9 protein-coding genes and 1 pseudogene are annotated in these 12,419 nt (G+C 72.4%); 6 read left to right on the forward strand and 4 right to left on the reverse strand.

Going from position 1 to position 12,419, the window contains the following annotated elements; translation table 11 throughout:
- Positions 1-66: 66 nt before the first annotated feature.
- From ACIQHQ_RS23050 to ACIQHQ_RS23065, 4 genes and pseudogenes are all read right to left on the reverse strand, one after another.
- Positions 67-1,704 (reverse strand): cellulase family glycosylhydrolase, encoded by a 1,638-nt coding sequence (locus tag ACIQHQ_RS23050; RefSeq protein ID WP_402614298.1) that lies wholly within the window; start codon positions 1,702-1,704, stop codon positions 67-69.
- A gap of 131 nt (positions 1,705-1,835) precedes the next feature.
- Entirely contained in the window at positions 1,836-2,945 is a 1,110-nt protein-coding gene (locus ACIQHQ_RS23055) for a GDSL-type esterase/lipase family protein (RefSeq protein ID WP_402614301.1), read from the reverse strand.
- A 237-nt stretch (positions 2,946-3,182) separates the two neighbouring features.
- Positions 3,183-3,461, reverse strand: a pseudogene (locus ACIQHQ_RS23060) (tripartite tricarboxylate transporter permease); the annotation flags it as partial.
- 207 nt (positions 3,462-3,668) lie between these two features.
- Entirely contained in the window at positions 3,669-5,672 is a 2,004-nt protein-coding gene (locus tag ACIQHQ_RS23065) for a flavin monoamine oxidase family protein (protein WP_402614304.1), read from the reverse strand.
- A gap of 292 nt (positions 5,673-5,964) precedes the next feature.
- On the opposite strand from ACIQHQ_RS23065, the gene ACIQHQ_RS23070 reads away from it, so the two are divergent.
- From ACIQHQ_RS23070 to ACIQHQ_RS23095, 6 genes are all read left to right on the forward strand, one after another.
- Entirely contained in the window at positions 5,965-7,863 is a 1,899-nt protein-coding gene (locus tag ACIQHQ_RS23070) for an NAD-binding lipoprotein (protein WP_402614307.1), read from the forward strand.
- A gap of 423 nt (positions 7,864-8,286) precedes the next feature.
- On the forward strand, positions 8,287-8,457 hold the full coding sequence (locus ACIQHQ_RS23075) for a DUF5670 family protein (protein WP_184567467.1): 171 nt from the start codon (positions 8,287-8,289) through the stop codon (positions 8,455-8,457).
- 92 nt (positions 8,458-8,549) lie between these two features.
- Positions 8,550-9,041, forward strand: coding sequence for a hemerythrin domain-containing protein (locus ACIQHQ_RS23080; RefSeq protein WP_402614310.1), 492 nt, complete (start codon positions 8,550-8,552; stop codon positions 9,039-9,041).
- Positions 9,042-9,454: 413 nt separating this feature from the next.
- Positions 9,455-10,570 (forward strand): Gfo/Idh/MocA family protein, encoded by a 1,116-nt coding sequence (locus ACIQHQ_RS23085; protein WP_402614312.1) that lies wholly within the window; start codon positions 9,455-9,457, stop codon positions 10,568-10,570.
- The gene (locus ACIQHQ_RS23090) at positions 10,567-11,493 is read left to right on the forward strand and encodes a PmoA family protein (RefSeq protein ID WP_402614315.1); all 927 of its coding nucleotides are present in this window, start codon (positions 10,567-10,569) and stop codon (positions 11,491-11,493) included. The genes ACIQHQ_RS23085 and ACIQHQ_RS23090 overlap by 4 nt, the downstream gene beginning before the upstream one ends.
- Entirely contained in the window at positions 11,487-12,251 is a 765-nt protein-coding gene (locus ACIQHQ_RS23095) for a cupin (protein ID WP_402614318.1), read from the forward strand. Before ACIQHQ_RS23090 ends, ACIQHQ_RS23095 begins: the two co-directional genes overlap by 7 nt.
- The last annotated feature ends 168 nt before the right edge of the window (positions 12,252-12,419 follow it).

Below are 12,419 nucleotides of genomic sequence, written 5' to 3' on the forward strand. Positions count from 1 at the left end.
GCGGATCACGTCAAGGGTGGTGCCGCCGGGCCCGGAGCCGGGCGGCACCGCCGCACGCGGGCGTGCTCAGCTCACCGAGCAGTTCTCGCCGTTGAGAGTGAAGGCCGTCGGGCTGGGGTTCGCGGTCGAACGGGTGGCCGTGAAGCCGAGAGAGACCGAGCCGGCCGCGGGGATCGTCGCGGTGTACGAGGCGGCCGCGACGCTCACCTCGGAGCCGCTCTGGGTCGCCGTACCGCCCCACAGGTTGGTGATGCGCTGGCTGTCCGGGAAGGTCCAGCGCAGCGTCCAGCCGTTGATCGCCGACGTGCCGGTGTTGCGGAGGACGATCTCGCCCTGGAAGCCGCCGGACCAGCTGCCCGTCACCCGGTAGGCCACACCACAGGCCGACGGTGAGCCGCCGGGGGAGGTCGTGACCGTCACCGTGCCCGAGCGGGGCGAGCGGTTGCCGGCGGCGTCGCGGGCGTAGACGGCGAAGGTGTGGGAGGTCGCGGGGGACAGGCCGGTGAGGGTGGCGGTGGTCCTCGCGGTGCTCGTGACGGCCGACTCGGAGCCCTCGTTGAGCCGCACGACGTCGTAGCCGGTGACGCCCCTCGCGTCGGAGGCGGCTGCCCAGGTCAGAGTGACGGACGAGGAGGTCACTCCGGAGGCGGTCGGGGTGCCGGGGGCCGTCGGGGGCGTGGTGTCGCCGCCGCCGGATCCGTAGATCGTGGCCTCCTTGGCGGTGGCGGCGATGCCGTTCGCGCCGTTGAAGAGCCGCTGCCCCCAGGAGGTGAGCTGGTCCGGGTCGAAGTTCGTGACCATGTCCAGGTAGCCGACGTCGCTGCTGTTGCCGCTCCACGACCAGCCGAGGTAGCCGAGGCCGAGCTGCTGGGCGGTGGCCAGGATGGTGTCCTCGTCGGGGTTGCCGTCGGAGTGGTCGTGGCCGAACTCGCCGACCACGAGGGGAAGCTTGGCTTCGACGAAGCGGTTCAGATAATCGCTGACCTTCGTGGCCGTGTTGAAAACGCCGTACATGTGGACGGAGAAGACCGTGTTGCGGTCGGGGTCGGCGGCGAAGACGGACGCGGCGTTGTCGCGCATGGTGAACGACCAGTCCTGTCCCCAGTTGGGCGCGTCGACCATGAGTGTGTGGTTGAACCCGGCGCCGCGCAGCTTCTGGATGGCCGCCTTGGTGTCGGCCGTCCACGCCGTGTGGGTGCTGTTGCCGAACGGCTCGTTGCCGATGTTGACGATGACGTAGTCCTCCTGGCCGGCCAGGGCGCTCTTCACGCTGATCCAGTAGTCGGCCGCGCGGGAGAGGGTCGTCGCTCCGCTCTGATCGCCGTACCCCGTGGTGTCGTGGACTTCGAGGACGCAGATGAGCCGGTTCTGCTTGCACTGGGAGACGACGTTCGCCACGTCGGCGGTGTCGTTGCGGGCCCAGCGGTCACCGCTGGCGAGGACCACGCGGACGGTGTTGGCGCCCTTGGCCTTGATGTGGGCGAAGGAGCTGATCCGGTTCGGATACCAGGTGTGGGCGTGGTTGACGCCACGCATCACGAAGTCGTTCCCGCTCGCCTCCAGCAGCCGGCCGTTCTGGACCCGGAAGCCGGTGGGGGCGGCCTGGGCCGGCGGGGTGAGCACGAGGAAGGACAGGAGGAGGCCCAGAAGGGCGGCGGCCACGGTGGCCGGGCGTGGGGTGGTGAGCGTGGGGCGGAGTCTCATGACGGCTCCAGAAGTGGGGGTCGGGTGAGGCGCGTGGTCGGTCGCGCTGCGGCGCTGAACGGGGTGCTGCTGCCCTCGGGGCCCGGTCCGCACGGGCCCGTGGCCGGGACGTCCCGCACCCGGCACGGCTGTCATCCCGCCGGTGCCTTCGCCGTGCAGGTGACGGTCGCCGCCGGGGTGCCCGCCGTCGCCGGGGCGGTGGCGACGAAGCCGAACGTGGCGCTCGCGCCGGGGGCGAGCGCGCCGTTCCAGGCCGCGTTGGTGACGGTGGCGGTGCCGTCCGCGGCCGTGGTGTGGGTGCCGTTCCAGACCTGGGTGAGGCGCGCGCCGTTCGCCGGTGCGACGGTCGCGGTCCAGCCCGAGACGGTGGAGGACGACGTGTTGGTCACCATCACCTCGCCCTGATAGCCGCCCTGCCAGGAGGAGACGGCCCGGAAGCGCGCGGTGCAGGCGGCCGGGTCCTCGCCCGGGTCGCCGGGGCCGCCCGGGTCCTGAGGGACACCGGCGTCGAGGACCGCCGCCAGGGCCGGGAACCAGCGGGCGGCGATCTTGTTGTCACCGGAGGCGTTGGGGTGCACGCCGTCGTAGGTGTCGGTGGCCGTGCTGAAGCCGGTCCACTGGTCGACCACGGTGACGGGGGAGCGGTCGGTGCCGGTCGTCCGGGCCCAGCCGGGAAGGCGCGCGTTGAAGTCGACGACGCGCTGCGCACAGGCCCCGCAGCTGCTCGGGTTCATGGGGATGAGCTGGGCGACGAGGATCCGCATGTCCGGATCGGAGGCCCTCATCTGCGTCACGAGCTTGGTGTAGGCGGCGAGGATGCGGTCGGGGGAGATGCCGCTCCAGACGTCGTTCGTGCCGAAGTGCATGACAACGATGTCCGGCCGCGTGGAGGCCAGCCTGCCGGGGAGCAGGTTCTGGTCGGCCACATGGGTGGCCAGTTCGCCGCCGTGCCCCTCGTTGTCACCGTCGTGCGCCTGACCGCAGCCCTGCGGGGGGAGGGTGCCGACGAAGTCGATGTCCTTGTATCCGCTGCTCACCAGCCGGTTCCACAGCACGGCCCGCCAGCAGCCCGGCGACCCGGTGATCGAGTCGCCCAGCGGCATGACGCGGACGGGGTCCGCCGCGGGCGCGGCCGTCGCGTGCGATGCGGACGTCATGCCGAGTGGGAGGAGCAGGGCGGCCAGGAGCCCGAGAACGGACATGACCCGTAAGTGCGGGGACGAGTGGGGGGTTCTGCGCATGGTGGTCCCTTCCCTTGGTGAGGTGGGAGCGCTCCCACCACATCAAGCCATCGTTGTCATTGACGCGTCAAGAGGCGGGGCGGTGAGAGGGTGGTGCCCGAAAGCCGCAGAACGCGCGGCGACGATCACTCGGAGGCGGACGTGGACCTGGAGCGTGGCGCCCTGGAGGGGGTGCGGATCGCGGACTTCTCGCGAGTCCTGGCCGGGCCGTACGCCACCATGCTCCTCGCCGACCTCGCCGACCTCGCCGACCTCGGCGCCGATCAGACCGGTGATCAGCTCACCGCCGACGGCGTTCGCGCCGACCGCCGCGAAGAACATGATCCCGGCGCAGAGGTACGGCCGTCGGATGCGCAGCAGCTTCACCCGCACCGGCGGCAGGTTCAGGGCGAGCAGCAGCGCCACGCCGACGAACAGGGAGGCGATCAGCCCCCCCATCAGGTCGGGTTCGCGTTCGAAGAGGAGCGGGCCGGGCCGGATGCCGTGCTGCTGGAAGGCGGCAGGCATCACGGCCGATGCGGGTAGGTCCACGCCCCGTGGGGGAGGGCGACGTGGGCCACATGGTGCACGTGGCATCGACACGCCGTCTCGCCTGCGGAACCAACGGGAGGTTCTGGTCATCGCGGTAACCGGGGCGCCCGCGGCGTTTCGTCCGCACCACGGCGAGCGAACGGCCCCGGTGCCGGGGCGCCGGGGCCGTCGCGTGTGGCGGTTCAGCGCGCCTTATGAGGTGTGGATCTCCAGGGCGGCCCGCACGGCGGACTCCAGGGCTCCCTCGATCCAGGCCGGTTTGACGGAGGTGTGGTCACCGGCGAAGTGCAAGGGCCCCTCCCGCACGGGGATGACCGGGAGCAGCTCGGTGTGCTGCCCGGGCAGCAGCACGGACGCCTCCCCGTAGGCGTAGGGGTCGCGCAGCCAGCTCTGGGTACGTCCCGCGCCGGTGTAGAAGACCTCGATGCGCTGGCCGTAGACCTGTTGGAGGCCGCACAGGGCGTGCGGGTAGCGCGCCTCGTCGTCGAGGGAGTCCCAGCGCAGCGCGTCGTCCGCCCAGCTGTAGGAGGCCAGCACGACACCCCCCGCGCTGCCCGGGACCGGATGGGAGGGGTGGAACATGAACCGGTTGGCGTTGTCCGACACCGAGCCGCCGCCCACGACGTCGACCGCCTCGGGCTGGTCGCGCCCGCTCGCGCGGTTGGCCGCGTAGTGGGTGCGCTGACCCGCCGAGATGTGCCCGCCGGGCACCGAGGGGTGGGCGCCGAGGAGGGTGCCGTCCGTGGCGGCGCGGCCGGTGCGGTACGCGTCGTACAGGCCGGGGTCGACGGCGTGCAGTTCGCGCTTCCAGTCGGCCTCGTCGAACTCCCACCAGCGGCGGCTGAACTCCAGCAGCACCTTGGTCGCGCTGTCGTAGTGCAGCTCGCTGACCGCGCGGCGCTTGCCGTACGACAGGGGTGGGTCGATCTGTACGTGGCGCAGGCCGGAGAACGGCACCGTGACCACGGCGACGTCCGCGGTGAACTGCTCACGCACGACCGGGCCGCCGCGGCCCTCGGACACGGTGTCCACCCACACGTGCGGGCCCTTGCTCCGGGCGTGAGCGGCGTCCGGCGCGGGGCGGTCGGGGTGGTGGTACTCGATGCGCGTGACGCGGCGGTCGAACCGCACGTTCTCGCGCACGCGCTCCAGCAGGGCGTCCGGCAGGACGGCCGTGCCGCCCTCCAGTTCGTAGAACGGGGTGTCGGGGCTGATGAGGGAGGAGCCGATGAAGCTGTGGATGAAGGAGAGCGGGAGGCGCGAGGTCAGGTTCTCCAGGGTGCCGATCAGGTCGATGGTCCGCTCGTCCAGGCCCGCGTGCTCGGTGAGGAAGCGGAACATCGACCAGTCACCGAAGCGCCGCACCACGCGGGCCCAGCCCCGCAGCCGCTCCGGAAGCGGCTTGTCGACCCGTTTGCCGTGGGAGTCGACGTAGCTGAACTCGTCGCGCACCGGGTCCAGCGCCGACCGCAGGATGGCGGCGGCCGGGGTGTCCCAGTGGGCCTTGGGCACACCGAAGGACCGGTTCACGCGCCGGGGCGCGCGGGCGTATTCGGTGCGCCGTACGCGGATGCCGTTGACGTGGATCCAGGTGCGGCCGGCGGGGCGCCCTTCGGCATCGACGTCGACGTAGTGGAAGCGCCGCTTGTCGAGGCCGAACTGGTCGATCAGTTCCATCACCAGGGGGTGGCTGCCGGGGAGGCGCATCGCGCCCGCTTCGGCGTACTGGCGGGGATCGGCGAAAGGCTGCTCGGCGTCCTCGTGGCCGCCTTTGCGGAAGGTCTTGACGCGTCCGCCCGCCCGGTTGCCGTTGGCCTCCAGGACCGTGACCCGGTGACCGGCCTTCTTCAGGAGCCAGGCGGCGACCAGCCCGGCCGGACCGGCGCCGATGACGAGGACGTCTTTGGGGCGGGTCCGGCGCTGAGCCGGCAGCCCCTTCTTGAGGACGCGCTGGTAGCGCGGGACGAGGGGACGGTCGTCGGAGTCCAGTACGAGCAGTGCGCGGGCGACGGCGAGGCACCGGTCGAAGTCGGCGCCGCGTCTGTCGCCCGGGGCGGCCGGTGCGGCCGGTGCCGGCAGAGCCGTGGCGGCACCGCCGGTCAGGGCCGTCGCGACCGTGGCCGTGCCGGCCACCGTCGCGAAGGTCCTCCGGGAGAAACCGCCGTCCGCATGCACCACCGCGTGATCTTCAGTCATGGCCGCCTTTGTACTGGCGGCCCCGCCCGGGCGCCGTCCTTCGGCCGGGCGTTGACCCGAAGGAGCGAAGCCGGCCGCAAACACTGACGTCACAGCGGGTCCGCCGGGCCGGCCGGCCCGGGCAACCCGAAGGAATGAATGCGCGGCGAACCGCGGCCGCCGCCACGAACCGGCCCGCACACTGCGACATGCGGATGCACATCCGTGCTCTCCGGGCGGCCGTCCATCCGGTTCATCGCGTACGCGGCGCCGACCGGCACCAGGGGAGTCCGGGGCGGCGGAGGGGGGAAGAGTGGCGCAGCGGCGTGTTCCGTGGGGTGACCGAGCCCGTTACTGGTTCGACAGCACCCTGGCCCGCGGTGCCTCGGCGATCGTCGGCTGGATGGCGCTGTTGTGCCTCGCCGTCGTCGTCCCGGCCAGCGCGGTGGTGGTGTGGACCGACCCCGGCGCGCCGGAGGCCCTGCCGGACCGGCTGGTGGCGGTGTGGCGGCTCACCGGCGAGACCCTGCGGCTGGGCGGCGCGACGGGTACGCCGCTGCGCGTGACGATGTCGGTGCTGCTCGCCCTGGTCGCCCTGCTGTACGTGTCGACGCTCGTCGGCCTGATCACGACGGCGCTCACGGAGCGGCTCACCGCGTTGCGCAGGGGCCGTTCCACCGTGCTGGAAAGCGGGCACGTCGTGGTCCTGGGCTGGTCGGAGCAGGTGTTCACGGTGGTGAGCGAGCTGGTGGCCGCCAACGCCAATCAGCGGCGCGCTGCGGTGGCGGTGCTGGCCGACCGGGACAAGACCGCCATGGAGGAGGCCCTGGGCACCAAGGTCGGCCCCATGGGCCGTACGAGGCTGATCTGCCGCAGCGGCCCCACCACCGACCCGGCGGTGCTCACCCTGACCAGCCCGGCGACGGCCGGTGTCGTGCTGGTCCTGCCCCGCGACGAGCCGGACGCCGACGCGGAGGTGGTCAAGACGCTGCTGGCGCTCCGGGCGGCCCTGCCCGGGGAAGGGGCCCGCCCGCCGGTCGTCGCCGCCGTCCGGGACGACCGCTACCGGCTGGCCGCCACGCTCGCCGCCGGGCCGCGCGGCGTCGTCCTGGAAGCCGACACCGTCACCGCCCGGCTGATCGTCCAGGCCGCCCGCCGCCCCGGGCTCTCCCTCGTCCACCAGGAGCTTCTCGACTTCGCCGGTGACGAGTTCTACCTCGTCACCGAACCGGACCTGGCCGGACGCCCGTTCGGTGACGCGTTGCTGTCCTACCCGACGTCCAGCGTCGTCGGCATCGTGCGCGGCGACACCCCCGCGCTGAACCCACCGCCGCAGACGCCCCTCGCCGAGGACGACCTGCTCATCGTCATCTCCCGGGACGACGACACGCTTCGGCCGGCCGACTGCGAGGACGCGGTCGAGAAGGCGGCGATGGCGTTCGGCCCCGTCACGCCCCCGCGGCCGGAGCGGGTCCTGCTGCTGGGCTGGAACCGCCGAGCGCCGCTCATGGTCGACCAGTTGCGCCGCCGCGCCCGGCCCGGATCGGCGGTGGACGTGGTCGCGGACGGCGGTGCAGCGACGGTCCGCCAGGTGAACGAGACCGACGCGCACCAGGGCAGCGACCTGACGCTGACCCTGCACCACGGTGACGTCACCCGGCCCGAGACTCTGCGGGGCCTGGACGTGCCCTCCTACGACAGTGTGATCGTGCTCGGCCAGGATCCCGCCCCGGGGCAGCCTCCGGAGGACCCCGACAACCGCACGCTCGTCACACTCCTGCTGCTGCGGCAACTGGAGGAGGCCACGGGGCGTGTCCTGCCGGTCGTCACCGAACTGATCGACGACCGCAACCGGGCGCTGGCCCCTCTCGGCCCCGGAGCCGACGTGATCATCAGCGGCAAGCTCATCGGCCTGCTCATGGCGCAGATCTCCCAGAACCGGCACCTGGCGGCGGTGTTCGAGGAGTTGTTCTCGGCCGACGGCACCGGCATCCGCCTGCGGCCGGCCGGCGACTACGTGCTGCCCGGGTGCGAGACGACCTTCGCCACCGTCGTGGCGGCGGCACGTCAGCGCGGTGAATGCGCCGTCGGTTACCGAAGCCACGACGACGCGTCGGCCGGCCCGGGCTACGGGGTGCGGATCAACCCGCCCAAGGCGGAGCGGCGCGGCTGGACGGCCGGGGACGAGGTGATCGTCGTCGGCGAGGACTGAGGCGCCCGCGTACACGGCGCGCCGGACCGGCCCGATCGGCCCGATCAGGCCGCCCGGCGGCCGCTTCGGCGGTCGTCGTCGCGGCCCTGGGAGCGGGTGCGGCCCGCGCCGCCCGGTCCGGCACCGACGGCCAGGACCACCGGCGCCACCACACAGCCCGGTCCGGCCGGACGCGCCGCGCGGTGCTGTTCATGAGACCTCTTTCGGGGCGGACGGAGTCGGCCGGTGCACCGGCCGCCGCTCCGATGACCCGGAGAGCTGCGGACAACTCCCTTTCGGGGGAAGTTCGCGTGAGACTCGTTCTCGGTTCGGGCGCCCGGACAAAAGCGACCCAAGTGCCCTTCCTCTGGGTGAAGAAACACGGAAATTCGACTGCGTGTTCGCCTAAGGCCAGGGCATCAGAGGGGACGGAGGTTGATGACTATGGTTCCCCTGCTTCTCGTCCTGCTGCTGGCCCTGGTCCTCTTCGGTGCGGGCTTCGCACTGAAGGCCCTGTGGTGGATCGCGGTGATCGTGCTGGTCCTGTGGCTGCTCGGCTTCGTGCTGCGCACCGCGGACAGTGGTGGCCGCAAGGGCCGCTGGTATCGCTGGTAGGCCGACAGGCCGCCACATGAGGCGAACAGAACATCAGGAATGGGGTAAACGAAAGTGACCCGTATGTCTTCGAGGAAAGGCGTTCCCGTTCCATGGCCGACACACAAGATGTCGTAGAACTCATTCTCCAGGACCACCGGCGCATGGAAGACCTCTTCCGCCAGATGCGGAGCGTCGAAGCCGACCGGGCCGGTGCGTTGCGGGAATTCGCGGATCTGCTGATCGCGCACGCGCAGGCCGAGGAGGCCAAGGTCTACCCGGCGCTCAAGCGGTACAAGAACATCGACGACGAAGAGGTCGAGCACGGCGAGCACGAGCACGACGAGGGCAACGAGGCCCTCCTGGAGCTCCTCGAGGTCGAAGAGGTCGGCTCCGAGGAGTGGGACTCGAAGCTCGAGGAGCTGGTGGAAGCCGTCACCCACCACGCCGACGAGGAGGAGCGCACCATCCTCAACGGCGCGCGGGAGAACGTGGCGATGGAGCGTCGGGAGGCGCTGGGCCAGGCGTTCGCGCAGGAGCGCGAGCGTCAGCTGAAGGCCGGCTGTGGTTCCGTGGAGAACGTACGCAAGATCGTCGAGTCCTGACTCGACCGGACCGGCCCTGATGGCCACCACCCGCGGGTGGTGGCCATCAGGGCCGGTCGCCGTTGTCGCGACCGCGCGGCGCGGCGCACGGCCCCTCGGGGGCCGCGCTCGACGTCCCGCGACGGCGGCCGCCCCGTGGGCCGGGACATGCGGAAGACGCTGTGCGACACGAGGGCGGGGACGGCCCGTCGTCCGATAGCCCCGGGGGAAACCGGCTTCGGCGACGACGCGGAGAGCGCCGTTTCCATGGCGGGGGCAACAACCCGCATCGCTGTCCCCAGCTGGGACGATGCCCGGGCAGACCTTGTGCAGGTCGCTCAGGGGGGTTGTCCAGACATTCTCTCCCGCCTAGGGTCCCTACCGATGCAAGCGCTTTCCCAGCGTGTGTCCGCCGGCCGTCCGAGGAGCGCCGCATGTCCTTGTCCCCCACCCGCCGCCGCGTGGCCGTCGTCGGCACCGGAGCCATCGTCGCCGGGAGTCACCTGCCCGCGCTGCGGGCCCACTCCGACCGGGTGGAACTGGTGGCCGCCGTCGACGTGGACGAGGAGCGACTCGGCGCCTTCCGCGAGCTGGCCGGTGACCAGGTCGCCGGATACACCTCGATGGACGCGATGCTGGACGCCGAACGCCCCGACCTGGTCCTCATCGGCACCCCGCCCTCCCTGCACCGCGACCAGACGGTGGCCGCGCTGAAGGCGGGCGCCTGGGTGCTGTGCGAGAAGCCCCTCACCCTGTCGCTCGCCGAGTACGACGAGATCGCCGCCGCCGAGAAGGCCTCCGGCGCGTACGCGGCGGTCGTCTTCCAGCACCGCTACGGATCCGGCGCCGTGCACGCCCGCGCGCTGATCACGAGCGGTGAGCTGGGAGCCCCGCTGGTCGCGCACTGCCAGACCACCTGGCACCGGGACGCCGCGTACTACGCGGTGCCGTGGCGCGGGAAATGGGCCAGCGAGGGCGGCGGCCCGACCATGGGCCACGGCATCCACCAGTACGACCTGATGCTGCACCTGCTCGGGGAGTGGGAGGAGATCCGGGCGATGGCCGCCCGCCTGGTCCACGACACCGAGAGCGAGGACGTCTCCACCGCCCTCGTGCGGTTCGGCAGCGGCGCCCTCGCCACCGTCGTCAACAGCGTGCTGTCCCCGGACGAGGTGAGCCGCATCCGCATCGACTGCGCGGATGCCACGGTCGAGCTCACCCACCTGTACGGCCACGGCAACGACAGCTGGACCTACACCCCCGCCCCGCACGTCGCCTCAGAGCGGGCCACCGCCTGGCGCACCCCCGCGAGCGACGTGCCCAGCTCGCACACCGCCCAACTGGGCGCCCTCCTCGACGCCTACGACACCGGCACCAGGCCACCGGGCAGCGGCCGCGACGCCCGCGCCACCCTCGAGTTCGCCGCCGCCCTGTACAAGGCGGCGTTCACCGGCCGCTCGGTGCACGCGGGGGAGATCGTGCCCGGAGACCCCTTCTACGAGGCCATGCACGGCGATTACCCCGACTGGGCCCCCAAGGAGCGCGCATGACCATCCGCGTCACCCACACGTACGGCGAGAACGTCGCCGTCGCGGCGGCGAACGGCACGGAGATCCTCCGCTACGTCTACCGCCCCGACCCGGATCCCTTCGAGTCCCGCAAGCCCTACGCCCACCCGGTGCGCACGCTCTCCGGCCGCACGGTCACCGGCTATCGCCCGAACGACCATCGCTGGCACAAGGGTCTGCAGATGACCGCGAGCCATCTGTCCGGCCAGAACTTCTGGGGCGGCAACTGCTACGTCCACGGCGAGGGCTACCTCCCCCTGCCCGAGCGCGTCGGCTCGATGCGGCACGACGGCTTCGCGGACCTCACCGTCGAGGACGACCGCCTCGCCCTGACCGAACACCTCACCTGGATCGAGAACGGCGGTGAGGAGTGGGCGCGCGAGGTCCGCGGGCTGACCGTCCACTCGGTGGACGAGGATGCCGGTTCCTGGGCCCTGGACTGGTCGATCCGCCTCACCAACACCCGTTCCGAACCGCTGGTCTTCGGCTCACCGACCACCGCGGGCCGTGAGATGGCCGGCTACACCGGACTCCAGTGGCGCGGTCCGCGCGACTTCACCGGCGGCACGGTGTTCGCCCCGGAGACCGACGCCGGCGCGGGCGAACTGATGGGCGCCCAGGGACCCTGGCTCGCCTTCACCACCGAGCACGACGACGTCGACGGCCACTCCACCCTGGTCTTCGCGCACGCGCCCGAGAACCTCGACGAGACGTCCGCGATCCACGCGTCGCACTGGTTCGTCCGCTCCGAGCCGTTCCCGACGGTCGCGTTCTCCTGGGCGTTCTTCGAGGAGTTCGAGCTGCCGCCGGGGGAGTCCTTCGCCTACCGGTACCGCCTCGTCGTCGCCGACGGTGCCTGGGACCGCGACCGGGTCGGCACTCATCTGGAGGGCCTGCCGTGGTGAGCGAGGCCGAGCCGGCGGGTCTTCCGCACCCGCTGCCCGGCGCGATCGGCCTGTCCCACCTCAGCGCCTACGACTGGGAGGCCGCCGACGGGGTCTGCGGCGGCAGCCCGCACCTGCACCTGGTGTGCACCGAGGCGTACGTCGTGACCGGCGGCCGGGGCGCGGTGCAGACGCTGAGCCCCGACGGCTACCGGGACATCCCCCTCGAAGCCGGCTCCCTCGCCTGGTTCACACCGGGCACCGTGCACCGCATGGTGCAGGGCGGCGATCTGCGCATCACCGTGCTGATGCAGAACAGTGGTCTGCCCGAGGCCGGGGACGCCGTGTTCACCTTCCCGCCCGAGGTGCTCGCCGACCCCGGCCGGTACGCCGCCGCCGCGTCCCTGCCGCCCGGCACCGGGCCGGAGACGGCGGCGGCCGCCCGGCGCCGCAGGGACCTCGCCGTCGAGGGCTACCTCGTCCTGCGCGAGGCCCTCGTCGCCGGCGACAACGGCCCGTACCTGGCGTTCCAGCGCGCCGCCGCCCGGATCGTGCGCGCCAAGGTGCCCACCTGGCAGGCCCTGTGGCGCGAGGGCGCCCTGGCCACCGCGCAGCGCACCGGCGCCCAGCTCGACGCCCTGGCCGCCGGCGATCCCGCCTACCTGGGCGAGGCCACCGCCCACGAGGCCGCGCCCACCCGGCTCGGCGGCTTCGGCATGTGCGGCCGCCGTGACGAGTACGCGCTGCCCGGAACGACGCTGCCGCGCCAGGGGAAATAGCCACGGGACCGGTGCCGCTTCCGTGCCGGAGGCGCAGGGGCCGTCGGCTCCAGGGCCCCCGCCACCGCCACGGGGACCGGAGCCGCTCCCGCCGACAGGCCTCGGAGCCTCGCGGGCAGGACGCAGACCGGCGCGTCCGGCACAGCACCTGGGCCGCCGCCCCGGGGC

It is taken from the genome of Streptomyces sp. NPDC092370 (genome assembly GCF_044755265.1).
GTDB lineage: Bacteria > Actinomycetota > Actinomycetes > Streptomycetales > Streptomycetaceae > Streptomyces.

What these genes read in the sequence shown, in the direction of transcription:
- ACIQHQ_RS23090 (WP_402614315.1), top strand. Translation starts at nt 10,567, where the DNA reads ATGACCATCCGCGTCACCCACACGTACGGCGAGAACGTCGCCGTCGCG.
- ACIQHQ_RS23050 (WP_402614298.1), bottom strand. Translation starts at nt 1,704, where the DNA reads ATGAGACTCCGCCCCACGCTCACCACCCCACGCCCGGCCACCGTGGCC.
- ACIQHQ_RS23085 (WP_402614312.1), top strand. Translation starts at nt 9,455, where the DNA reads ATGTCCTTGTCCCCCACCCGCCGCCGCGTGGCCGTCGTCGGCACCGGA.
- ACIQHQ_RS23065 (WP_402614304.1), bottom strand. Translation starts at nt 5,672, where the DNA reads ATGACTGAAGATCACGCGGTGGTGCATGCGGACGGCGGTTTCTCCCGG.
- ACIQHQ_RS23080 (WP_402614310.1), top strand. Translation starts at nt 8,550, where the DNA reads ATGGCCGACACACAAGATGTCGTAGAACTCATTCTCCAGGACCACCGG.
- ACIQHQ_RS23055 (WP_402614301.1), bottom strand. Translation starts at nt 2,945, where the DNA reads ATGCGCAGAACCCCCCACTCGTCCCCGCACTTACGGGTCATGTCCGTT.
- ACIQHQ_RS23075 (WP_184567467.1), top strand. Translation starts at nt 8,287, where the DNA reads ATGGTTCCCCTGCTTCTCGTCCTGCTGCTGGCCCTGGTCCTCTTCGGT.